Consider the following 21,826-nt stretch of genomic DNA (forward strand, 5'->3'; position numbering starts at 1 on the left):
TCTGCGCTCCTACGGTGTACGTCGTGCGATGCGAGCCTCCGCCGCAATTTCTTCCACGTCCAAGCCATTCAACACTGCCCGCAGAGCTTCGTCTTCCAACTCCCCCGAGTCGCGGGCCGCGATGAGCGCCGCCCGCTGCGCGACCAGCACGTTGTGCCGCAGCGAATCGAACAACGCCCCTGCCGCCGCGATCCGCTTCTCGCGATCCTCGGTCTCGTCGGCATCCAACCGAGCGCGCACCGAGCGTCGGACGCGCTCGATCACCTCGTCGACGCGCTCGGCGTCCACTCCGGCAATTCCGTCCTTCGCCGCGCGCTGGAGGTAGTCCTCTGCCGCCGTACGGGCAATGGCCTGCGAGAGCAGCCGCTGATTGTCGTTGCGCTGCTGCTCGAGTGGATCTGCGACGTCGAGTCGGCGGATCAACAGCGGAAGCGTCAGACCCTGCAGCAGCAACGTACCGACGGCAACGACGAAGGCCACGGCCTGAATCACTGCACGCCCGGGGAATTCGTCACCGAGCACCGTGGTCAGCGGCACACCGGCCGCTGCAGCGAGCGTCACCACCCCACGCATGCCCGCCCACGAGAGCACCAGGTTCTGCTGCCACGTGAGACCGGCCTCACCCGGCGACGATCGCCGGAACAGCTTGCGGAGCACTGTGTTTCGACCGGAATTGACGAAGATCCACGCCGGCCGGACGGCCATCACCACCACGAGCACCAGCAACGCGTAGGCGAACACGTGGTGCACCGGCAGCCCTTCACGCTGGACTTCCTCGATGACGAACTTCAGCTGTAAACCCATGTAGGCGAACACGAATGCTTCGAGCAGAAGATCCAGCGTCGGCCACACCTGGCGTTCCTGCACCCGGGTGGAGACCGACACGTCGGCGGTGACGCGGCCCAACACGAAACCGGCGGTGACGACAGCGAGCACACCGGAGGCATGCAACTCCTCGGCCGCCAGATACGCCGTGAACGGCAGCACCAGACCGAGCACGGTCTCCAGCGCCGAGTCCGCGATGCGATTGCGGACGAACCGCACGATGCGAGCCAGGACCAGCCCCACGAGTACGCCGCCCGCGATCTCGTACAGGAAGAACAGCACCGGTGAACCCAGTTCGATCCGACTGCCCGTCACCGACGCCACGGCCAGAGTGAACAGAGTCAACGCGGCCGCGTCGTTCACCAGAGACTCGCCGGTGAGGATGGCCATCATCCGAGCAGGCAGGCCGAGCTTGCGGCCGACGGAGACCGCGGACACCGCGTCGGGCGGGGCAACGACGGCACCGAGCACCAGCGCCGCGCCCAGGGTCAGTTCCGGGATCAACAGATTTGCGAACCAGCCGACCACGAACGTCGTCACGATCACCATGACCAAACCGAGCCGGAGAATCTGGCCGAGGTTGCGCCGAAAGGTGACGAACGAGAAATCCAACGCGGCGGAGTACAGCAGCGGCGGAAGCACCACGCCGAGGATCAGCTGGGGCGAGAGACTGACGTGCGGTACTCCGGGAACGAACGAGGCAATGGATCCGACGGTGACCAGGACGAGCGGGACCTGCAGGTCGATGCGCCTGGCGAAACCGGCGACCGCGATCGCGAAGATGACTACGAGAAGAAGAATCGGTCCGTCCACCCCGACGATTGTGCCGTCAGCCGCACCCTGGGGTACGACCGACGGCCACGATCACCGATGCGGGAGACCGAAAGGTCCTACTTGTCCGGAATTGCCTTCTTGACTGCGTCCTGAACCTTGTCGACCTTGTCTGCGTACTTGCCGCCGGTCTTGTTGTCGATGAAGTCCCCCGCCTTCTCCACGACGTCGTCGATCTTGTCCGAGTTCTCGGCCGCAAGGTCCTTGCCCTTGTCGACCATGCCCTTCAAATTGTCTGCGAAGCCCATGAAACTCTCCTGCCGGTCGGGTGCAACGGAACACCCGAAAGCCTACGTTTTGTTCTGCCGATTGCGTAGCGCAGTGCCGATCCTGTTCGACACCTCGACGAGCGCGATACCGACGCCACCGATGATCAACGCACTGGTGGTGGCTCCGACGTTCGACGGATCGAGCTTGAAGAAGGTGCGGCAGAACGGGATCGCGAACAACAGCAGATAGCCACCGACCGATCCACCGAGAAGAAGAATCTTCCACCAGTTGTAGGGCCGCGCGACGACGGCCAACACCCACAGCGCGATCATGATCAAGGTGATCAGCGCGGTGGTACTGGCCTGTGTCACCTGAGTCTCGGTGGCGTTCGGGCCTGCATAGACCAGCAGGTAGGACACGAACGTGCACGAGCCGACGATCAAACCGGACGGAACCGCCAGTCGCATCACCCGCGAGACGAATCCACTGCGGGCCCGCTCGTTGTTGGGTGCGAGCGAGAGAACGAAAGCGGGGATTCCGATGGTGAACCACGCCGCGATCGTCACGTGCCGGGGCAGGAACGGATACGGAATCGGCTCGAAGTGAAAGATCTGCGACAGCACGCCCGAGAGCCCGATGAGGAACGCCAGCAGCACCGAGTACACCGTCTTGGTGAGGAACAGATTGGAGACGCGTTCGATGTTGCCGATGACACGTCGCCCCTCCCCCACGACGTAGGGAAGCGTGGCGAACTTGTTGTCCAACAACACGATCTGAGCGACGGCTCGCGTGGCTGCGCTCCCCGAACCCATCGACACACCGATGTCGGCGTCCTTGAGCGCGAGCACGTCGTTGACGCCGTCGCCGGTCATCGCGACCGTGTGGCCGCGAGATTGCAACGCGCCCACCATCGCCCGCTTCTGATCGGGCCGGACGCGGCCGAACGTGGTGGAGGTCGCCAGAGTGTCGGCCAGCTTCTCGGAGTCCTCGGGCAGCTCACGCGCATCGATCGGGGCGTCGCCGCCGGGCAGGCCGAGCGATCCCGCGACTGCGCCGACCGAGACGGCATTGTCGCCGGAGATGACCTTGACCTGCACGTGCTGGCTTGCGAAGTACTCCAGCGTGTCTCGGGCATCCTCGCGTACCTTCTGCTCGAGAACCACCAGCGCTCGCGGGGTGACGACACCGGGCGCATCCGGATCGTCGACGGAGATGTCAGTGCTGGCAAGCAGCAATACCCGCAGCCCTCTCGAACCTGTGGATTCGGCGCGACGAGCGATGTCGGAGGAGGCGTCGAGCAGGACGTCCGGAGCACCGAGGAGCCAGTTTCCGTGCTCGCCGTACGACAGGCCGCTCCACTTCTTGGCCGAGGAGAACGGGGCCACGGCCGTCTGCACCCACCCCGGCGCGTCCGGATACGCCTCGCCGACGGCCTGCACACTCGCGTTCGGCCGCGGATCGTCGTGGGCCAGGGACGCAAGAGCCGCTGTGACGGAATCGGAATCATGCTCGTCGATCAGCACCAACTCGGACAGCCGCATACCGTTCTCGGTGAGGGTGCCGGTCTTGTCGGCGCACACCACGTCGACGCGGGCGAGGCCCTCGATCGCAGGCAGCTCCTGCACCAGGCACTGCCGTTGACCGAGCCTGATGACGCCCACCGCGAACGCGATCGAGGTCATCAACACCAAACCCTCGGGGACCATCGGCACCAGGGCCGCGACCATGCCGTTGAGAGCCGGCTTCAAAGCCTGACCGCTGGAGAACAATTGGTTGTAGATGATCAGTGCGCCGGCCGGAATCATCAGGTACGTAATGAATTTGAGGATCTTGTCGATACCGCTACGCAGTTCGGACTTGACCAGCGTGAACTTGCTGGCCTCCTCGGCAAGCTTGGCGGCATAGGCGTCGCGCCCGACCTTCGTCGCGCGATACGCACCGCTGCCCGAGACGACAAAACTGCCCGAAAGTACCTGCGCTGCCAGAAGTTTGTGCACCGTGTCGGCCTCACCGGTGAGCAACGACTCGTCGATCTCGAGGCTTGCGGTCTCGATCACTTCACCGTCGACGACGATCTGATCGCCTGGGCCCAGTTCGACGATGTCACCGAGCACGACCTCGTCGGGCGGGATCTGCTTCGAGGTGCCCTCGCGTCGTACCTGGGGTTTGTTCTGCCCGACGATGGCCAGTCGATCCAGCGTGCGCTTCGCGCGGATCTCCTGCACGATGCCGATGCCGCTGTTCGCCACGATCAGCAGCCCGAACATGCCGTCGATCACCGAGCCCGTGGAGAGCACGATGATCAACAACACACCGAGAATGGCGTTGATTCGGGTGAACACGTTGCCGCGGACGATGTCGCGAACCGACCGAGAAGCGCGGGCCGGAACGTCGTTCGACTTTCCCTCGGCCCTGAGCCTGGCGACATCCGCCTCGGTCAGCCCGGTATCCCGCTGCGCATCGGCCTCGATAGACATGCGTGCAGCTTAAACCCGGTCCGGTCAGCCCAGCCGAGCCCACCAACGATCGTCGTGCAGCGTTCGCGTGCCGTCGATTCGCTGCCCCGGCATCGGCACCGCCACCTGAACTCCGACGTCCTGCGCAGCGGCGTGCAGGCGCACGATCGGCTCGGACCAGGGGTGGAAGGCGAGATTGAACGTGGCCCAGTGAATCGGGACGAAGATGCCCGACGCCGTCAGATCGATGTGCGCCGTGACCGCTTCCTCGGGATTCATGTGGATGTCCGGCCACCGGACGTCGTAGGCCCCGACGGGCAGCAGCGTCAGGTCGAAGGGGCCGTAGTTGCTGCCGATCTCGGCGAACTTCGGTGTGTAGCCGGTGTCGCCGCCGAAGAAGACGCGTCGAACCGGACCGGCGAACGCCCAGGATGCCCACTGCGTCGAGTCCCGGGTCAGGCCGCGACCGGAGAAGTGCCGAGCCTCGGTGCAGGTGACGGTGAGGCCGCCGAGGTTCGTCTGCTCGTCCCAGTCCAGCTCGATGATGCGATCGTCGGGCACCCGCCACTTGCGCAGGTGCGCACCGATGCCGAGCGGCACGACGAACGGGGCCGACTGTGTGCTCGCCAGCTTCTGCACCGTCGCCTTGTCCAGGTGGTCGTAATGGTCGTGGGAGATGACGATGGCGTCGACCTTCGGCAGATCGGTCAGCTCGACCGGCGTCGGATGCAGGCGCGCGGGCCCCACCACCGACGACGGCGAGACGCGATTGCTCCACACCGGATCGGCGAGGACCCGATAGCCGTCGACCTCGATGAGCACACTCGAATGGCCGTACCAGGTGACGGCCAGCTCGCCCGCGTCCACCGGCGCGATCGGCGGTGCCAACGGAATCGGACGCTGCGGCCTGCCCTTGCCGCGTTCGGTGACGAGCGAGACGAACATGTTCTGCTGTCCCTTCTCGCCCCGCCCCGGTACGTAGCTGGAACTGGGGTCGGAGTTGTGGAACCGGCGATCGCGGTAGCGCGGAGACGCGGCGGCGTAGGGGGTGATGTGCACGCGTCTGGCACCGATGGCCGACGGCAGACCCCACAGCGCACGCGCCAACCATGCCCCGCTCAATGCTGCCGTGGCTCCCAGAACGAACTTCGTCTTCGTCACGGCCACCACAGTAGGCGGCGTCGACGTCTTCGCAGCTCACCCGTAGCCTTGCCGTAGAATATTCGCGTCGGTTTTGCTGCTAGAAGGGGAGACATTGAGTACCGAACAGCTCGAATTCCAGGCGGAGACGCGTCAGCTCCTGGATCTGATGGTGCACTCCATCTACTCCAACAAGGACAGCTTTCTCCGTGAACTGATCTCCAACTCCTCGGACGCGCTGGACAAGCTGCGCCTGGAGTCGTACCGCAACAAGGACCTGGACGTCGACGTCTCGGATCTGCACATCGAGATCGACATCGACGCTGCGGCCCGCACGCTGACCATCCGCGACAACGGCATCGGCATGTCGCGCGCCGAGGTCATCGACCTGATCGGCACGCTGGCCAAGTCCGGCACCGCGGAGGTTCGCAAGAAACTCAAGGAGGCCAAGGACGCAGCGGCTTCCGAGGAGCTGATCGGCCAGTTCGGCATCGGCTTCTACTCCACGTTCATGGTGGCCGAGAAGGTCACGCTGCTCACCCGTAAGGCCGGCGAGAGCACGGCCACCAAGTGGGAGTCCGCCGGCGAGGGCACCTACGAGATCACCGACGTCGAGGACGCCCCGCAGGGCTCCTCGGTGACGCTGGCTCTCAAGCCCGCCGACGAGGAGGATCACCTCCACGACTACGCGTCCGAGCGCAAGATCAAGGAACTGGTCAAGAAGTATTCCGACTTCATCGCCTGGCCCATTCGCATCGACGTCGAGAAGCGCGTCAAGAGCCCAGCTGATGAGAATGGCGATGTCGGCGAGGACACGGTCACGATCGAGACGGAAACGATCAACTCGCAGAAGGCGCTCTGGACCCGCTCCAAGGACGAGGTGTCCGAGGAGGAGTACAAGGAGTTCTACAAGCACGTCAGCCACGCCTGGGACGAGCCGCTCGAGGTCATCCCGTTCAAGGCCGAGGGCACCTTCGAATACCAAGCGCTGCTGTTCATTCCGTCGCAGGCACCGTTCGACCTGTTCATGCGCGAGAGCAAGGCCGGCGTGCACCTGTACGTCAAGCGCGTGTTCATCATGGACGACTCGCAGGAACTGCTGCCCGAGTACCTGCGCTTCGTCAAGGGTGTCGTCGACGCAGCGGACCTCTCGCTCAACGTCTCTCGCGAGATCCTGCAGCAGGACCGGCAGATCCGCGCGATCCGTCGACGCCTGACCAAGAAGGTGCTCTCGACGGTCAAGGAACTGCAGAGCGAGCAGCCCGACAAGTACAAGACACTGTGGTCGCAGTTCGGCACGGTCCTCAAGGAGGGCCTGATCTCCGACAGTGACAACCGCGAAACCCTGCTGGGCATCGCGTCGTTCGCGTCCACCGACTCCGAGGAGGGCGTCACCACCCTCGCCGAGTACGTGGACCGGATGAAGGACGGCCAGCAGCAGATCTACTACATGACGGGCGAATCCCGTCAGCAGATCGAGAGCTCGCCGCACATGGAGGCCTTCAAGGCTCGCGGGCTCGAGGTGCTGCTGCTCACCGACTCGGTCGACGAGGTGTGGGTCGGCAACGTCACCGAATTCGACGGAAAGTCGTTCCAGTCCATCGCCAAGGGCGAGGTGGACCTCGACACCGAAGAGGAGAAGAAGGAGTCCGAGGCCAAGCGCGAGGAGCAGGACAAGGAGTTCGCCGACCTGCTCACGTGGCTGACCGAGACCCTCGGTGAGGACGTCAAGGAGGTGCGCCTGTCGACGCGCCTGACGACATCACCGGCCTGCGTCGTCGGCGACGAGTTCAGCTTCTCCCCGCAGCTCGAGAAGATGTACAAGGCGTCGGGACAGTTCGTGCCGACCTCCAAGCGCATCCTCGAACTCAACCCCACCCACGATCTGGTGACGGGATTGAAGAAGGCCCGCGAGGATCGCAGCGACGATCCGCACCTCGCCGAGACTGCCGAATTGCTCTACGCGACGGCCTTGTTGGCCGAAGGCACCGAGCTCAAGGACCCGGCGAAGTTCTCCCGATTGCTGGCGGATCGGTTGACGCGCACCATCTGAGCGGCTTCGCCGTATGTGAGTGGAACCTCGTAGCCTGCTACGAGGTTCCACTCACGACCCGAGCTGCACGAGAAGATGGAGGACCCTCCCGCCATGACCGACGCACCACTGCTGATCGAGCGAACCGGGGACATCGTCGCCTGGACGTTGAACAACCCCCAGGCCCGTAATCCCATCTCCGAGATGGAGACCATCGACGCTCTCGAGGCCGCGATCGCCGACGCGAACGGGGATCCATCGATCAGGGTTGCCATCCTGACCGGTGCCGGTTCGGCATTCTCGTCGGGCGGGAACGTCAAGCACATGCGGGACAAGCAGGGAATGTTCGGTGGTAGCCCGGCCGAGTTGCGGCAGGGCTACCGCCACGGCATTCAACGAATCCCGAAGGCGTTGTATCACTGCGAGATTCCCACAATCGCCGCGGTCAATGGCCCAGCTATCGGAGCCGGCTGCGATCTGGCATTGATGTGCGATCTTCGAATCGCCTCGACCACTGCGACATTCTCCGAGAGTTTCGCCAAGGTGGGCATCATTCCCGGAGACGGTGGGGCCTGGCTGCTCCCCCGGGCCATCGGCATGGCACGGGCGAGCGAGATGGCTTTCACCGGCGAGGCCATCGACGCCGCTACGGCATTGGAATGGGGCTTGGTCTCTCGGGTCGTCGAGCCCGAAGACCTGCTCGACGCTGCCCACACACTGGCTCGGCGTGTGGCGGCCAACCCACCGCAGGTACTGCGTATGACGAAGAAGTTGTTGCGCGAGGGCCAGCAGCAGAGTCTGGAATCCTTGCTCGAACTCTCCGCTGCCTATCAGGCCATCGCACACCACACCGAGGATCATTCCGAGGCTGTGAACGCGATGCTCGAGCGTCGCGATCCCGAGTTCCGAGGACGCTGACTCGCCAGGTGAGTGGAAACTCGGGCCCACTACGAGTTTCCACTCACCTGCGACGAAGTCGCCTACTGCTCGGGCAGGATGTGCTCCCCCGTCTTGTCGGTACTCAGCGACAGTGAACTGATGTACTGCTTCTCCCCGTTCGGCCCGGGCACGTTGGACGCGATCATGTCGGGTCGCTCGAATTCCATTCCGCTGACGTGGCACATGACGAGCGCGTCGGACGGGTTTCCGTGCTCGTCGAACATCGGCAGATCGATGCCGTCGTCGGTGCGTCGCAGGTAGTACCTGCCCTTGGTCGCCACCGCCAGGATGGGCGGAAGAACAAGTGCGAGAACGAGAGCCACGATCGGCGAGTACGGCTTGATCGTCGATCCGAATGCACCGAAGAAGACCAGAATCGACAGGATCGCCGACGCCGCCATCGACCCGAAGCCCACCGGATTGATGTTGTAGAGCATGCCGCGTCGGAACTCGGGAACCTTGGGCGAGAGCTTGAGGATGTACTTGTTGAAGACGATGTCCGACGCCACCACGGCGATCCATGCGATACCGCAGTTGGCGTAGAAACCGAGGATGTCATTGAGGAAGCTGAACATGTTGGCTTCCATCAGGATCAGCGCGATCGCGAGGTTGAACAGCACGAAGACCATGCGGCCCGGGTACGTCTTGGTGAGGCGGGTGTAGGAGTTGGTCCACGCCAGCGATCCGGAGTAGGCGTTGGTGACGTTGATCTTGATCTGGCTGATGACTACCAGGATCACCGCGAGGGTCATGGCGAGCCAGCCCGGCATGAAGTTCTCGTAGATCTCCAGGAACTGGTGCACCGGCTCGTTGGCGATGGTGGATCCGTCGACGACGTTGGCAATGAGGTAGACGGCGAGGAACAGGCCGACGACCTGCTTGAGCGCGCCGAAGATGACCCAGCCCGGCCCGGCGAGAAGCACTGCCGTCCACCAGCGTCGGGAGTTATCGGGTGTCTTGGGTGGCATGAAGCGCAGGTAGTCGATCTGCTCGGCGATCTGCGCGATGAGCGACAGACACACGCCGGCTGCGAGCATCACCGACCCGATGTTGACGCCCTTGCCGTCGGCACCGTCCTGGCCGCCGTAGGCGAAGAACTCCCCGACCGAATCGGGATTGCTGATCACCAGATAGACGAACGGCAGCACCATCAGCACCAGCCACAGCGGCGTGGTCCAGACCTGCAGCTTGGCAAGGGCTTTCATGCCGTAGATGACCAGCGGGATCACCATGATCGTGGACACCGCGTACCCGATGGGCAACGGGATGCCCAGTCCGAGTTCGAGTCCCTGCGCCATGATCGAACCCTCGAGCGCGAAGAAGATGAACGTGAACGTCGCGAAGATGACGTTGGTGACCACCGACCCGTAGTAGCCGAATCCGCTACCGCGCGTGATCAGGTCGAGATCGATGTTGTAGCGGGCGGCGTAGTAGGCGAGCGGGAGTCCCGTCAGGAAGATCACCACGGCGAACACCAGGATGCCCCAGAGTGCGTTGCCGGTTCCGTAGGAGATTCCGATGTTGGCACCGATCGCGAAGTCCGCGAGGTACGCGATGCCGCCGAGCGCGGACGTCGCGACGACGCCGGTTCCCCACTTGCGGTAGCTACGCGGCGCGAAGCGCAGCGTGTAGTCCTCTAGCGTCTCTTTGAGCGCGGTGTCTGTCGGCGCTGGTTGTACGGCGGTCATGGGTCAGTAACGTAGAACCGCCACGTTGCCGGGGTGTCTTGGAAAGATGTAGCTACTGTTACTCACTCCGACGATCAGGACATTACGGACCGAATGCCCCGCTTCTGCGGCTACATCACGCGGCTGCGCGGGCCGCCAGCAGCGAGAAGTTCGACAGTTCCGCACGAAGCATGTTCATCGCCCGGTGCTGGGCGACTCTCACGGCTCCTGCCGTCATTCCGAGTGCTTCGCCGGTTTGCGGTGCCGTCATGCCCCACACGACTCGCATCAGGATGATCTTGCGGTACTTCGTCGGCAGGGTGTCCATCAAGGCCTGGGTGTGGCTACGCAGTTCGTCGCCGAGCGCGAGCTGCTCCGGCCCGGCATCGGTGGACTGCTCCTCGGGCATCTCGTCTATCGAGAACGTCTGTCGCAGAACCGATTTGCGACCGGCGTCGGCCAGCTTGTGCGCGGCGATCCCGTACACGAACGCCATGAAGGGCTTGCCCATGTCGCGGTACTTGGGGATGGCGGTGACCAGTGCGAGGCAGACCTCCTGCACCACATCGTCCGCGGCGACGTCGAGATTTCCGATCCGGGAGGCGCAGTATCGACGAACCGGTGGCTGGATCAGCACCAGCACCTGTTCGAGAGCGAGTCGATCTCCCGCTACGGCTCGGGGCACAACATCCTCGAGCCTGTCCATGCCGAAGCTCATGGTCGATCTCCTCACTGGCAACGCGCGTCCTCTCCTGAACGCTCACCAGTACTTCGGTGCCGATTCCCAACCGGCTTGGTCCGAGCAGCTACCACACCGACCGAAATGTGTGATTCAGGTAACACGGCGTGTCGACGGAGCGAAGTACCCGACAACACCGTCGTCGCAGCACGTGACACTCACACCCGCGGAGCGCCGCCCATGAGTACCAACGAGATCACCAGCGAGCAGACCCATCAGGTCGGTCGCCGCAGCACCGTCGCTGCCGGCGACGGCACCGCGCTGGCGGTTCGCGAGTTCGGGCATCCGAATGCGCCGCTGACCGCGGTGTTCGTGCACGGACACTGCCTGCGCATGCAGTCGTGGACCGAACTGCGTCGACAGGTGGAGCACACCTGGGGAGACGATGTGCGGATCGTGATGTACGACCACCGCGGACACGGTGAGTCGAGCGCGGCCGCCCCGGACAGTTGCACCATCGACCGACTCGGCGAGGACCTGGCCGACGTCATCCGCGCGGTGGTCCCGTCCGGACCGTTCGTCGTCGTCGGCCATTCGATGGGGGGAATGACGGCGCTGTCCTACGCCCGTCAGAACCCGGAGGCCATCGGCACGCGCCTGATCGGAGTCGGTTTGATCGCGACGTCGGCGGGTGGGATAACCGACGACGGACTCGGTAGTTGTCTCGCGCATCCCGCGGTGTCGGCATTCCAGGCCGCTGTGCGACGAGCCCCTCGACTGATGTCGGGTGCCAAGCGACTCAGTCGTGGCGTGTGTGCACCCATCGTCAGGACAGCGGGATGCGGATCCCGAAAAGTCGATCCGAGGGTGGTGACGCTGGCGACGGCGATGCTGGGCGAGACGTCCATCGTGACGATGGCCGGCTTCCTCGGGGCGTTCCGAGGACTCGACGAGGTGGCCGGCCTGGCCGCTCTCGCCTCGATTCCCACCCTCGTGCTCTGCGGATCCGACGACGTGATGACACCGATGCGACACTCGGAAACCCTTGCCGCACACCTACCCGACGCTCACCTGGTGCGCGTCGCGCAGGCCGGGCACATGGTGATTCTGGAACGGGCCCACGAGGTGGCCGAGGCCATCGTAGAACTCGTGACGGCCGCTCGACGTGCTCACGTGGGAGATCTTGCGTTGGCTCGCTAGCCACGAGAACCTTCCGACGACTGTGGCCCGCAACGGAAATCCGATGCGGGCCACAGCACTGAAAGCGAATTACTTCTTGACGGCGGGGGGAGCATTGAGGAGCTGAATGAACTGCCCTGCGTTGCCGGCAATGGCACCGAGACCGCCGATGGCGGTACCGGCGAGCGAGGCACCCGAGCCGAGAAGCAGTGCGCCGCCGACGCATCCGGCAACCGGTGCAGCGCCGAAGAGCAGCAGTGCAGGCGCGGAGACGGTGCCGGCAGCGATGGCTCCGAGGAAGCAACCGGTGACCAGACCGGTTGCGGCTCCGAGGAATCCACCGATCGATGCAGAGAGGCTGATGTTGTCCTTGACGCCGGAGACTGCGGCGGGCAGGTCGACCTGCTGCAGACCCGGGAGTGAGGCGGAGACCGGCGTTGCCGCGGCAGGCGAGACATCGGCGGTCAGGGTGGCGTGGTTGCCGTCGATCACGGCGGCGACGGGGTGCGAGAATCCGTCGGCGGCAATGGCCAGCGGAACCGAGTCGACCAGTGCGCCAGTGGCGTCACGAACCACGAGGTGGTTGTCTTCGTTGCTCAGGGTGCCGGCCGTCGTGTCGACGAGGACCTGGTTGCCGGCCTGGGTGACATTCCACCCGACGGCAGCGGCGGGAGCCGGTGCCGGATCCGCATAGGCGGTGCCCATGGCGGTCGTCATCGCTGCAATGACCAATGCGGACGTTGCCGCGAATCGAGTCAGCTTCATGTTCCTCAGTCTTTCGTCGTGTCCATCACTCGATGCCGAGCAGCGAAAAACTATGGGTGGAACACGCGAGTGAGGCGAACCCGAGATGAACGAACGGGGTCGATCCGAACAACGATCGATCATTTCGACTCGAAAGGGACAGAACGACTTTCAGCGACCGATCGGTTTCCAAAGGGCGCGTACGGGTTGCCCCTACTTACCGAAAAGACCAGGCTTGTTGCTGCCTCCGTGGCCCACTCCGAAGTCGTAGGCGGACTCGGCGTGCTCGTGCTCGTCGAGGCCGTCGGCTTCGTGCTGAGCGTCGGCGCGCACTCCCATGACCGCCTTGATCGCGAATGCGATGCCGGTGGTGACGGCGGCGCAGTAGGCGAACACCGCCACCACCGCGATCGCCTGCACCCACAGCTGATGCAGCCCGCCGCCGTACAACAGACCGTCGACGCCTGCCGGCATCTCGGCGCTGGCCACGAGTCCGATCATCAGTGTGCCGACGATGCCACCGACGAGGTGCACACCGACGACGTCGAGCGAATCGTCGTACCCGAAGCGGTATTTGAGGCCGATGGCCAGAGCACACAGCGCACCCGACGCGATGCCGATCGCCGCGGCACCGATAGGGGTGACCGCCGCGCACGACGGTGTGATGGCCACCAGTCCGGCCACGACGCCCGAGGCCGCGCCGAACGACGTCGCATGGCCGTCCCGCCACTTCTCGACGACGAGCCACGCCGCCATGGACATCGCTCCGGCACCCATCGTGTTCACCAACGCCACCGCCGCGACACCGTCCGCGGCCAACGACGATCCCGCGTTGAAACCGAACCAGCCGAACCACAGCAATCCGGCTCCGAGCATGACGGCCGGAAGGTTGTGTGGGCGCATGGGATCTCGCGGCCAGCCCCGACGTTTGCCGACGACCAGAGCCAACACCAGCCCGGCGACGCCTGCGTTGATCTCCACCGCGGTGCCACCGGCGAAGTCGACGGCACCGAGCCGGTTGGTGATCCACCCACCGAACTCACTGGTGAGGCCGTCGAGCGAGAACACCCAGTGCGCCACCGGGAAATACACGAGAGTGGACCACAGCGCCGCGAACAGCACCCAGGGTACGAACCGCATGCGGTCTGCGACGGCCCCGGAGATCAATGCCACCGTCACCATCGCGAAGCCCGCCTGGAACGCCGCGAACACCAGCGCCGGAACGGTTCCCACCAACGGAATCGACACCGTCCCTGCGGCCGAGGTGTACACCCCACCCAGCAATCCCTCGAACCCGGCGTACTGCAACGGGTTCCCGATCCACCCACCGATCACGCTGTCGCCGAACACCATCGAGAAACCGAACGCCAACCACAGCAACCACACCACTGCGATCGCCGACAAGCTCATCATCATCATGTTGAGCACACTCTTCGAGCGCACCATGCCGCCGTAGAAGAACGCGAGGCCGGGAGTCATGAGCAACACCAGCGCGGTGCTGGCCATCAGCCAGGCGGTGTCGCCCGCATCGGGCGCTCCGGTGATCACTTGCCCACGAACTTCGGCTTGCGCTTCTCTGCTCGTGCGCGGCGCGCTTCTTTCATGTCCTCACTGCTCCACGCGGCCTCGAACGCTGCGGCCTGCTCCGGCGTCGGATGATCGTGAATCCTGTCGTCGTTGAACACGAGCTTGAGGTGCTTCAGCGCCAACGGAGCGAGCTCGCAGATCGATTTCGCCCACTGCGTCGCGACATCGCGATCACCGAGCTTGTTGGCCAGCCCGCACGTGTACGCCTGATCTGCGTGCACCCGCTCCCCGCCCAGCAGGATGGTGCGCGCCACTCCCCCGCCCGCGAGCGCAGCCAATCGCCGGATGGTCCAGTTGCTCACCGCGATACCGAGGCGCGTCGACGGAATCTCGAAGAAGCTGCCCGGCGCAACGACCCGCAGATCGCAGGCGATCGCCAACTGAGTGCCGGCCCCTACGGCCGGGCCGTTGACCGCCGCGACCACAGGAATCGAGGCCGCCTCCACCGCGGTCAGCATGTCCTCGAGGATCTGTCCGAAATGCTCGGGGAACGCGTCCCCCGTCAGATCCGCGCCCGCGCAGAAGCTGGTGCCCTGGCCGGTGATGACCACGACCCGCGCGCCGTCACGCTCGGCCTGTTCGACTCCGCGATGCACCGCGAGGCACAACTCGGAGTTCAACGCGTTCCGTCGATCCGGGCGCTGCAGTTCGATGGTGACGACGTCGCCGTCACGAGAGAGTCCGATCACGAGAGCAGAGGTTACCCACCAGTACAGGAATTGACAGTGCGGGGCCTGATCTACTGGTCTGCATGATCGACACTCGGGTCGCCGTCATCGGCGCCGGCCAAGCCGGACTCTCGGCCGGCTATCACCTCCATCGTGCGGGCCTGACCGCCGGTGAGGGGTTCGTGATGCTGGACCGATCGCCCGGACCGGGTGGTGCGTGGCAGTTCCGCTGGCCCTCGCTGACGCTGAGCACCGTCAACGGCGTGCACGACCTGCCAGGAATGGCGTTCACCGACACCCTCGGCGACGAGCCTGCCGAGACCATCGCAGCCGCCGACGCCGTCCCCCGCTACTACCGCGCCTACGAGGACCGCTTCGAACTGCATGTTCGACGCCCCGTCACGGTGACCGTCGTGTGCGATCGTGAACCCCGGTTCCGGGTCGAGGCAGGCGAGACCGTCGTCATGGCCGAGGGGCTGATCAATGCGACCGGGACATGGGAGAAGCCGTTCGTTCCGCACTACGACGGTGCCGAGACGTTCGCAGGCAGGCAAGTGCACACCAAGGACTATCGAACCGCCGACGAGTTCGCCGGCAAGCACGTCGTCGTGGTGGGCGGCGGCATCTCGGCCGTCCAGCTGCTCGACGAGATCTCGCAGGTCACGTCCACGACCTGGGTGACGCGCCGACCACCGGTGTTTCGGGACAGCGAGTTCGACCACGATGCCGGCCGCAAGGCCGTCGCAATGGTCGAAGAACGTGTGCGGGCCGGCCTGCCACCCGGTTCGGTCGTCTCGGTGACCGGGCTGCTGCTGACGCCGTCGTTGGCGGCCGCCCAGAAACGCGGCGCGCTCGACCGGAAGCCGATGTTCTCGTCCATCACGGAAGATTCGGTGGTCTGGGAGGACGGGTCGAGTCAGCACGCCGATGTGATCCTGTGGGCCACCGGTTTTCGGAGCGCCCTCGACCACCTCGCGCCGCTGCGCCTGCGGGGACACGGAGGCGGAATCGTGATGGACGGCAGGCTGACCACCCGAGTCGCCGCGAACCATCGCGTCCACCTGCTCGGCTACGGGCCGTCCGCCAGCACGATCGGAGCGAACCGAGCCGGGCGAGCCGCGGTGACCGAACTACTCGAAACTCTGGATTAACCGAGCTCCTCGGCCACGAACTTCGCCAGCGCGCCCAATCGCGCCCGGCTCGGCATCGAGGTCGGAACGCCCAACGCATCCAACGGCGCCGACGTCACCGGCCCGACGCAGATCGCGGCGACAGGGCCGCGAAGTGCGTCGAGGAAGGCGTCGAGCAGGCCGTTGTCCTTCGCCGTCGAGAGCAAGGACGCCACCGCGGGGGCGCTGGTGAACGTGACCGCGTCGACCCGATGCTCGATGATCTGCGACAGCAGGTCGATGAGCGGAGCCTGATCCACGGGGCGGATCCACCGATACACCGGAACCGGCCGCACGTGTGCCCCGAGTTCGATCAGTGCATCGCTCAAGTGGATCGTCGGTTCCCATTCGGTGATCACCCCGTGCAGCTGAACCGCGATGTCCGCGCCGACAACACCTTCGGCCTCGAGATGATCGGAGACTTCCTGCGAAGCCTCGGTGGCCGGAGACCACTCGTCTCGTAACCCTGCACCACGAATGGCACCGCGCGCCTTGGGCCCTCGGGCAATGATCCGCGAATGCCCAAGAGCCGCAACGAGATCATCACGGATGCCCCAGTCGGCGGCCGCGTCGAGCCAGCCCCGGAAACCGATGCCGGTGCTGATCACCACGATCTGCGGCGGGCGTTCGACGATGCCCTCGGTGGCGGACTTCAACTCCGAGTCGTCGATCAGGGGCAGAACGTGAATCGCCGCGGCGTGAACGATGTTCGCGCCGCGGCGTTCGAGCATGGTGGCCAATTCGTCTGCACGTCGCTCGGCGGTGAGGGCAACGGTCTTGCCTGCGAGCGAATCGGACATGAGTACAGACTAGGCCCCCGACGTGCCTGGAACGTGACAGGTCAGCTGCTGAACTTGTCCGGGTCCGGGCCGGTGCGGCCGTCTGCGGAGTCCAGCGCGTTGATCTGCTGAATCTCGTCGTTGCTGAGCTCGAATCCGAACACGTCGAAGTTGCTGGCGATGCGCTTCGGGGTCACCGACTTGGGGATCACCACGTTGCCGAGCTGGATGTGCCAGCGCAGGATCACCTGGGCCGGGGTGACTCCGTGCGCCTCGGCAATGGGCGCGAAGGCCGGCTCGTCCAGAACGGTGCCCGAGCCCAGCGGGCTCCAGGCCTCGGTGGCGATGCCCTTCGAGGTGTGGAAGGCACGCAGCTCTTCCTGGATGAAGCGCGGATGCAGTTCGATTTGATTGACCGACGGCACCTCACCGACGGCGTCCATCAGCTTCTCGAGGGTGGGGATGGTGAAGTTGGAGACGCCGATGGAGCCGATGCGGCCATCCGCCTTGAGCTTCTGGAAAGCCTTGAACGTGTCGATGTACTTGTCACGGTCGAGCTGCTGCCAGTGAATGAGGTACAGGTCGAGGTACTCGAGTCCGAGGCGATCCATGCTCGCGTCGAACGCCGCCAACGTGGAGTCGTAGCCCTGGTCGTCGTTCCACAACTTGGTGGTGACGAACAGCTCGTCACGGGCAATGCCGGAGTCTGCGATGGCCCGGCCGGTGCCGGTTTCGTTCTCGTACACCTTGGCGGTGTCGATGCTGCGGTAGCCGACCTTCAATGCCTCGGTCACGGCGGCCTGGGCACCGTCGTCGGGCACCTGCCACACTCCGAACCCCAGCTGGGGAATGGACGTGCCGTCGTTGAGCACGATGGTCGGTACAGTACTGGTCTCGGCTGAATACGTCATACGAATGGCAACGGTGGGTGGGGTGGTGTTGTTCCCGCCCCTTAGTGTTTCGGTGTGACCGCAACGCTTCGTATCGATGATCTCGCCGCTTTTCACGGCGATCGAACCCTGTTCTCCGGCCTGGATCTGACGGTGACCGAGGGTGATGTGATCGGGCTCGTCGGGGCCAACGGTGCAGGTAAGTCGACGTTGTTGACGTTGCTCGCGGGGGTGGGGACGGCCGATCACGAGGGTGAGATCTACACCAGCCCGCCCGACGCCACGGTCGGCTACCTGGCACAGGAACCCGAGCGCATTGCCGGGGAGACGGTGCTGGACTTTCTCGGTCGACGGACCGGGGTGACCGATGCCGAAGCCTCCATGAACGCAGCCGCCGAGGCGTTGGGCTCGAGTGACGAGGACCTCTACACCCCGGCACTGGAGAAGTGGCTTGCGCTCGGCGGCGCGGATCTGGCGGAGCGCACGGCGAAGGTGCTGGCGGATCTCGGTCTGGATGTCGACGGATCTGCGCTGATGACGGCGCTGTCCGGTGGGCAGGCTGCCCGCGCAGGGCTCGCCGCGATTCTGCTCGCTCGCTACGACATCCTGCTGCTCGACGAGCCGACCAACGATCTCGATCTGGCGGGCCTCGAGCAACTGGAGCAGTTCGTCGTCGCGACGCGGGCGGCGATCGTCGTCGTCAGTCACGATCGAGAGTTTCTGGCGCGGACGGTGACGGGAGTCGTCGAGCTCGATCGGGCGCAGCGTCGCATCGATGTGTACGACGGCAGCTATCAGTCGTATCTGGCGGAACGCGAGATTGCGCGCCAGCATGCGCGGGAGAAGTACGACGAGTTCGCAGACACCAAGTCCGCGTTGGAGTCTCGCGCGCAGATGCAGCGAAACTGGATGGAGTCCGGGGTACGCAATGCGCGGCGCAAGGCCACCGACAACGACAAGATCGCCCGCAAGACCCGCGCCGAGTCCACCGAGAAACAAGCGGCGAAAGCCCGTCAGACCCAGCGGCGCATCGAGCGCCTCGAGGTGGTCGAGGAACCCCGCAAGGAATGGGAGCTGCGAATGGAGATTGCGGCGGCTCCCCGTAGCGGCACCGTTGTCTCGGTGCTGGGCGGGGCCGTCGTGCGGCGCTCCGGATTCACGTTCGGCCCGGTGACGACGCAGATCGAGTGGGGCGATCGAATTCTGATCACGGGGCCCAACGGTTCCGGCAAGACGACGTTGCTGTCGGTACTCCTGGGCCGCTTGGACCCGGACGAGGGCACGGCCGCGCTGGGTTCGGGCGTGGCGATCGGTGAAATCGACCAGGCACGAGCATATTTCGTCGGCGAGGGCACAGTGTCCGACGCCCTGAGCGCAGCGGTTCCCGAGTGGCCCGACGCCGAGGTCCGCACCCTGCTGGCCAAGTTCGGCCTGCGCGGCGACGACGCACTGCGGCCGGCGTCGTCTCTCTCGCCCGGTGAGCGAACCCGCGCGGCACTCGCCCTGCTGCAGGCCCGCGGAGTCAACCTGCTGGTACTCGACGAGCCGACCAACCACCTCGATCTGCCTGCCATCGAACAACTCGAACGGGCCATGGAGAACTTCGAGGGCACGCTGCTGCTGGTGACACACGACCGCAGAATGCTCGACACGGTCCGCAGCACTCGGCACTGGACGATGACCGACGGGCAGTTGTCGGAACTGTAGTCACGCGAATCGGGTGCAGCTGACCGCGGTGAGCGCGGTCAGCTGCACCCGATTCACGTCAGCTCAGCAGTATTTCGTTCATTTCGGCGGCCGGATGCATCGGCAGCGTGTGGTGCGTGGCTCCGTCGAGTATTGCGATTCGCGCGTCAGGTAATACGGCTCGGACTGCCGCTTCGATCTTGGATGCGTTGTGTACCTTCCCTTTCCCCGCCAGGACCACGGTTGTGCGCACATTGAAGCCCTCGAACGCAGCAGGCTTCGGCCGTTTCGGGACGATGGTCTTCGCCGTCGGGAAATGTGCGGCTCCGAGCGCGAGGACGTCGAGCCAGTCGGAATCCAGTTCCAGGCCATCGGTCTCCCACCCTACGAAGCGTCGCTGCCGTGTCTCGTTGGGAGACAGCAGTATCGGAAGGGCATGAAGCAGGTATCGCGGACTCATGGAACCGAAGCAAGCATTGGGGTCGAGTAGCGTGAGTGCATCGACTCGGGTCGCGTTCCGCAGGGCGTACGCCAGGGCGATCATCGCGCCGTAGGAATGTCCGCAGAGTGCCGCGGTGGGCAGCTTCAGCTCGTCCAGCACCGCCGTCACCCAGTTCAGCAGCTCGTCCACCGAGTCGATGGACTGCTGTCCGGGGACGCTGCGCCCGACGTCACCCATGAGGTCGACCGCGTACACCCGATACCGCTGCGAGAGCGCCTCGACGTTGGCGAACCACACGGTGGACGTGGCACCCGCCCCAGGGAGCAGCACCAGCGCCGGGCCGTCGACGAGTCCGCAGGCGTTGATTCGCGTGGTGCCGTGCACCGTGTTCACGTCGATGGCTTGGGTATCCGTCGGCCACTTCTGCAGCACCCGGTCGTAGGCGGAGAAGAATTCGTCCAGCATCTCTGCAACCCTCAATTCTCTCGATGATCGAGATAGTAGACAATGGAGAGACCAATCGTCCAGCATCTCCCGAGGGATCAGCACATGACCGAACCTGTCGCCGCCGTGCATCAGTTGCGAGCACTGACCGTCGAGCTCGATCTCCTCGGCGCAGACTTCGCCCAGAAGCACTCACTTCACCCGACAGACATCCGCGCGCTGATCTGCCTACTGGATGCGGACCGAGCCGGAACGCGTGCCACACCCGGCTGGCTCGGCGGACAGCTGGGCCTGGAATCCGCGTCGGTCACGGCTCTGATCGATCGAATGGCCAAGCGACAGTTGGTATCACGTGAACCCGACCCAGACGATCGACGGCGGGTACTGCTACGGGTCACTGCACACGCAGCCGAACTCGGCACGACGTTCTTCGGCCCCGTCATCGGTCGGGCCGTCGACGAGCTCGCACGCTTCACACCAGAGCAGCGGGCGACGATCGACGAATTTCTGACGACCATGCATGCGGTGGTCGTGGCAGCTCGGGAACAACAATCCCTGTAGGCGCATCAACAAAATCGTTATTAACGGTTGACACATCGTTGGGTTTATACAACACTTCATTGTCATGAGCCCCATCAAGCGCGGTACCGCGCTCCCGATCTACAACAGGGTGGGTGTTCTGCGGGCAGAACGGAAGATGAGCCGCGCGCAACTGGCCGAACTCGTCGAAGTGAACCCCCAGACGGTGGGAGCCCTCGAGCGGGGCGACCACTACCCGAGCCTCGACCTCGCGATGCGCATCTGCGACGTCTTCGATCTGCCGATCGAAGCAGTGTTCTCGCGTACCGAACTCGGACCACTCTCCGCCGAACTCTTCCGAAGGGAGAAGGATCGATGACCACACCCAGCTCCGACCTCCTCACCCGCTACCAGGCGTATCGAACTCGACGATTCCTGGAGCACGACGCGAAAACCCGTCACTGGCTTCCGAACTGGCGCACCCAAGAGCGTCGTCGCATTCTCGCCGTCTTCGTGATGGCGTCCTTGCTCACTTTGTTGGTGATCGCCGTGTGGTCACTGTTCTCCCGGTGGGCACCGATCGCATGGGTCCCTGCCACCGTGATGTTTCTCGTCACGTGGACGATGTTGCAGACAGTGTCACGTCGCCACAGCGATGCACCGGTGGGCGCACTCGACGAGTGGGAAGTACAGCAGCGCAACGAAGCCCGCTCGATCGGCCTCACCGTCACTCAGGCCCTGGTGATGGTGGCAGTTCTGGTCCTGATCGTGCTGTCGGGAACGTACGACAACGAGAACCTGGCGTACGCCGGAGCGTTGTGGACGCTCGCTGCTCTGCTGGCCGGCGGATGCGCACCGGCCGTCGTTCTCGCGTGGATCACCCCCGACCCCGAACTCGAAGACACCGAAGATTTCGACCCGAAGTAACGACCGAAAGGGC

The 21,826-nt window shown here is 64.6% G+C and carries 20 protein-coding genes; 8 read left to right on the plus strand and 12 right to left on the minus strand.

All coding sequences use genetic code 11. The annotated features are described in order from the left end of the window. Positions 1 to 9: 9 nt before the first annotated feature. The 4 genes from CH295_RS03345 to CH295_RS03360 all read right to left on the minus strand — a co-directional run bounded on the left by CH295_RS03345 (position 10) and on the right by CH295_RS03360 (position 5,483). On the minus strand, positions 10 to 1,638 hold the full coding sequence (locus CH295_RS03345) for a Na+/H+ antiporter (protein WP_037191805.1): 1,629 nt from the start codon (positions 1,636 to 1,638) through the stop codon (positions 10 to 12). Between the two features lie 77 nt (positions 1,639 to 1,715). After that, complete coding sequence (locus CH295_RS03350; protein WP_037191803.1) at positions 1,716 to 1,904, minus strand: antitoxin; 189 nt, start codon at positions 1,902 to 1,904, stop codon at positions 1,716 to 1,718. Between the two features lie 42 nt (positions 1,905 to 1,946). Next, positions 1,947 to 4,343 (minus strand): HAD-IC family P-type ATPase, encoded by a 2,397-nt coding sequence (locus tag CH295_RS03355; protein WP_094739781.1) that lies wholly within the window; start codon positions 4,341 to 4,343, stop codon positions 1,947 to 1,949. A 24-nt stretch (positions 4,344 to 4,367) separates the two neighbouring features. Continuing rightward, a complete protein-coding gene (locus tag CH295_RS03360; RefSeq protein ID WP_082323719.1) occupies positions 4,368 to 5,483 on the minus strand; it encodes an MBL fold metallo-hydrolase in 1,116 nt (371 codons plus the stop codon). A 94-nt stretch (positions 5,484 to 5,577) separates the two neighbouring features. On the opposite strand from CH295_RS03360, the gene htpG reads away from it, so the two are divergent. Continuing rightward, positions 5,578 to 7,515: a molecular chaperone HtpG gene (htpG, locus tag CH295_RS03365; protein WP_094739782.1), complete on the plus strand. Its 1,938-nt coding sequence runs from the start codon at positions 5,578 to 5,580 to the stop codon at positions 7,513 to 7,515. A 93-nt stretch (positions 7,516 to 7,608) separates the two neighbouring features. Continuing rightward, positions 7,609 to 8,412, plus strand: a complete 804-nt coding sequence (locus tag CH295_RS03370; protein WP_094739812.1) for a crotonase/enoyl-CoA hydratase family protein — start codon at positions 7,609 to 7,611, stop codon at positions 8,410 to 8,412. A gap of 62 nt (positions 8,413 to 8,474) precedes the next feature. Here CH295_RS03370 and CH295_RS03375 read toward each other — a convergent pair whose 3' ends face one another. Then, positions 8,475 to 10,121 carry a purine-cytosine permease family protein gene (locus tag CH295_RS03375; protein WP_094739783.1) on the minus strand — a complete coding sequence of 549 codons (1,647 nt, stop codon included), beginning with the start codon at positions 10,119 to 10,121 and terminating at the stop codon, positions 8,475 to 8,477. A gap of 115 nt (positions 10,122 to 10,236) precedes the next feature. After that, a complete protein-coding gene (gene shbA, locus CH295_RS03380; RefSeq protein ID WP_094739784.1) occupies positions 10,237 to 10,818 on the minus strand; it encodes an RNA polymerase sigma factor ShbA in 582 nt (193 codons plus the stop codon). A gap of 201 nt (positions 10,819 to 11,019) precedes the next feature. Between shbA and CH295_RS03385 the strand changes: the two genes are divergently transcribed. Further along, complete coding sequence (locus CH295_RS03385; RefSeq protein WP_094739813.1) at positions 11,020 to 11,979, plus strand: alpha/beta fold hydrolase; 960 nt, start codon at positions 11,020 to 11,022, stop codon at positions 11,977 to 11,979. Between the two features lie 69 nt (positions 11,980 to 12,048). Here CH295_RS03385 and CH295_RS03390 read toward each other — a convergent pair whose 3' ends face one another. The 3 genes from CH295_RS03390 to CH295_RS03400 all read right to left on the minus strand — a co-directional run bounded on the left by CH295_RS03390 (position 12,049) and on the right by CH295_RS03400 (position 14,978). After that, positions 12,049 to 12,723: a DUF8020 domain-containing protein gene (locus CH295_RS03390; RefSeq protein ID WP_037191791.1), complete on the minus strand. Its 675-nt coding sequence runs from the start codon at positions 12,721 to 12,723 to the stop codon at positions 12,049 to 12,051. Between the two features lie 192 nt (positions 12,724 to 12,915). After that, positions 12,916 to 14,250 (minus strand): ammonium transporter, encoded by a 1,335-nt coding sequence (locus CH295_RS03395; protein ID WP_094739785.1) that lies wholly within the window; start codon positions 14,248 to 14,250, stop codon positions 12,916 to 12,918. After that, positions 14,247 to 14,978, minus strand: a complete 732-nt coding sequence (locus tag CH295_RS03400; RefSeq protein ID WP_037191787.1) for an enoyl-CoA hydratase — start codon at positions 14,976 to 14,978, stop codon at positions 14,247 to 14,249. Before CH295_RS03400 ends, CH295_RS03395 begins: the two co-directional genes overlap by 4 nt. A gap of 62 nt (positions 14,979 to 15,040) precedes the next feature. On the opposite strand from CH295_RS03400, the gene CH295_RS03405 reads away from it, so the two are divergent. Continuing rightward, positions 15,041 to 16,108, plus strand: a complete 1,068-nt coding sequence (locus CH295_RS03405) for a flavin-containing monooxygenase (RefSeq protein ID WP_094739786.1) — start codon at positions 15,041 to 15,043, stop codon at positions 16,106 to 16,108. Here CH295_RS03405 and CH295_RS03410 read toward each other — a convergent pair. Further along, positions 16,105 to 16,926: a uroporphyrinogen-III synthase gene (locus tag CH295_RS03410; RefSeq protein WP_094739787.1), complete on the minus strand. Its 822-nt coding sequence runs from the start codon at positions 16,924 to 16,926 to the stop codon at positions 16,105 to 16,107. The genes CH295_RS03405 and CH295_RS03410 overlap by 4 nt on opposite strands. A 41-nt stretch (positions 16,927 to 16,967) precedes the next feature. Continuing rightward, the gene (locus CH295_RS03415) at positions 16,968 to 17,816 is read right to left on the minus strand and encodes an aldo/keto reductase (RefSeq protein WP_094739788.1); all 849 of its coding nucleotides are present in this window, start codon (positions 17,814 to 17,816) and stop codon (positions 16,968 to 16,970) included. Between the two features lie 54 nt (positions 17,817 to 17,870). Between CH295_RS03415 and CH295_RS03420 the strand changes: the two genes are divergently transcribed. Further along, positions 17,871 to 19,502, plus strand: coding sequence for an ABC-F family ATP-binding cassette domain-containing protein (locus CH295_RS03420; RefSeq protein WP_094739789.1), 1,632 nt, complete (start codon positions 17,871 to 17,873; stop codon positions 19,500 to 19,502). Positions 19,503 to 19,560: 58 nt separating this feature from the next. On the opposite strand, the gene CH295_RS03425 is transcribed toward CH295_RS03420, so the two are convergent. Further along, positions 19,561 to 20,388, minus strand: coding sequence for an alpha/beta fold hydrolase (locus CH295_RS03425; RefSeq protein WP_094739790.1), 828 nt, complete (start codon positions 20,386 to 20,388; stop codon positions 19,561 to 19,563). Between the two features lie 84 nt (positions 20,389 to 20,472). Here CH295_RS03425 and CH295_RS03430 point away from each other — a divergent pair, with 84 nt between their 5' ends. The 3 genes from CH295_RS03430 (at position 20,473) to CH295_RS03440 (ending at position 21,813) form a co-directional block, all read left to right on the plus strand. Beyond that, the gene (locus CH295_RS03430) at positions 20,473 to 20,928 is read left to right on the plus strand and encodes a MarR family winged helix-turn-helix transcriptional regulator (RefSeq protein ID WP_094739791.1); all 456 of its coding nucleotides are present in this window, start codon (positions 20,473 to 20,475) and stop codon (positions 20,926 to 20,928) included. A 64-nt stretch (positions 20,929 to 20,992) separates the two neighbouring features. Continuing rightward, on the plus strand, positions 20,993 to 21,265 hold the full coding sequence (locus tag CH295_RS03435; RefSeq protein ID WP_008719231.1) for a helix-turn-helix transcriptional regulator: 273 nt from the start codon (positions 20,993 to 20,995) through the stop codon (positions 21,263 to 21,265). Next, positions 21,262 to 21,813 carry a hypothetical protein gene (locus CH295_RS03440; RefSeq protein WP_037191775.1) on the plus strand — a complete coding sequence of 184 codons (552 nt, stop codon included), beginning with the start codon at positions 21,262 to 21,264 and terminating at the stop codon, positions 21,811 to 21,813. Before CH295_RS03435 ends, CH295_RS03440 begins: the two co-directional genes overlap by 4 nt. Positions 21,814 to 21,826 lie beyond the last annotated feature (13 nt).

Origin of the sequence: Rhodococcus sp. 14-2483-1-2 (assembly GCF_002259405.1) — a bacterium.
In the GTDB taxonomy this organism is placed as follows: Bacteria; Actinomycetota; Actinomycetes; order Mycobacteriales; family Mycobacteriaceae; genus Rhodococcoides.

Excerpts from the sequence above, each read along its gene's own strand:
- CH295_RS03350 (WP_037191803.1), bottom strand. The coding sequence starts at position 1,904 with ATGGGCTTCGCAGACAATTTGAAGGGCATGGTCGACAAGGGCAAGGAC.
- CH295_RS03355 (WP_094739781.1), bottom strand. The coding sequence starts at position 4,343 with ATGTCTATCGAGGCCGATGCGCAGCGGGATACCGGGCTGACCGAGGCG.
- CH295_RS03370 (WP_094739812.1), top strand. The coding sequence starts at position 7,609 with ATGACCGACGCACCACTGCTGATCGAGCGAACCGGGGACATCGTCGCC.
- CH295_RS03375 (WP_094739783.1), bottom strand. The coding sequence starts at position 10,121 with ATGACCGCCGTACAACCAGCGCCGACAGACACCGCGCTCAAAGAGACG.
- shbA (WP_094739784.1), bottom strand. The coding sequence starts at position 10,818 with ATGAGCTTCGGCATGGACAGGCTCGAGGATGTTGTGCCCCGAGCCGTA.
- CH295_RS03385 (WP_094739813.1), top strand. The coding sequence starts at position 11,020 with ATGAGTACCAACGAGATCACCAGCGAGCAGACCCATCAGGTCGGTCGC.
- CH295_RS03390 (WP_037191791.1), bottom strand. The coding sequence starts at position 12,723 with ATGAAGCTGACTCGATTCGCGGCAACGTCCGCATTGGTCATTGCAGCG.
- CH295_RS03405 (WP_094739786.1), top strand. The coding sequence starts at position 15,041 with ATGATCGACACTCGGGTCGCCGTCATCGGCGCCGGCCAAGCCGGACTC.
- CH295_RS03410 (WP_094739787.1), bottom strand. The coding sequence starts at position 16,926 with ATGTCCGATTCGCTCGCAGGCAAGACCGTTGCCCTCACCGCCGAGCGA.
- CH295_RS03415 (WP_094739788.1), bottom strand. The coding sequence starts at position 17,816 with ATGACGTATTCAGCCGAGACCAGTACTGTACCGACCATCGTGCTCAAC.
- CH295_RS03425 (WP_094739790.1), bottom strand. The coding sequence starts at position 20,388 with ATGCTGGACGAATTCTTCTCCGCCTACGACCGGGTGCTGCAGAAGTGG.
- CH295_RS03430 (WP_094739791.1), top strand. The coding sequence starts at position 20,473 with ATGACCGAACCTGTCGCCGCCGTGCATCAGTTGCGAGCACTGACCGTC.
- CH295_RS03435 (WP_008719231.1), top strand. The coding sequence starts at position 20,993 with ATGAGCCCCATCAAGCGCGGTACCGCGCTCCCGATCTACAACAGGGTG.
- CH295_RS03440 (WP_037191775.1), top strand. The coding sequence starts at position 21,262 with ATGACCACACCCAGCTCCGACCTCCTCACCCGCTACCAGGCGTATCGA.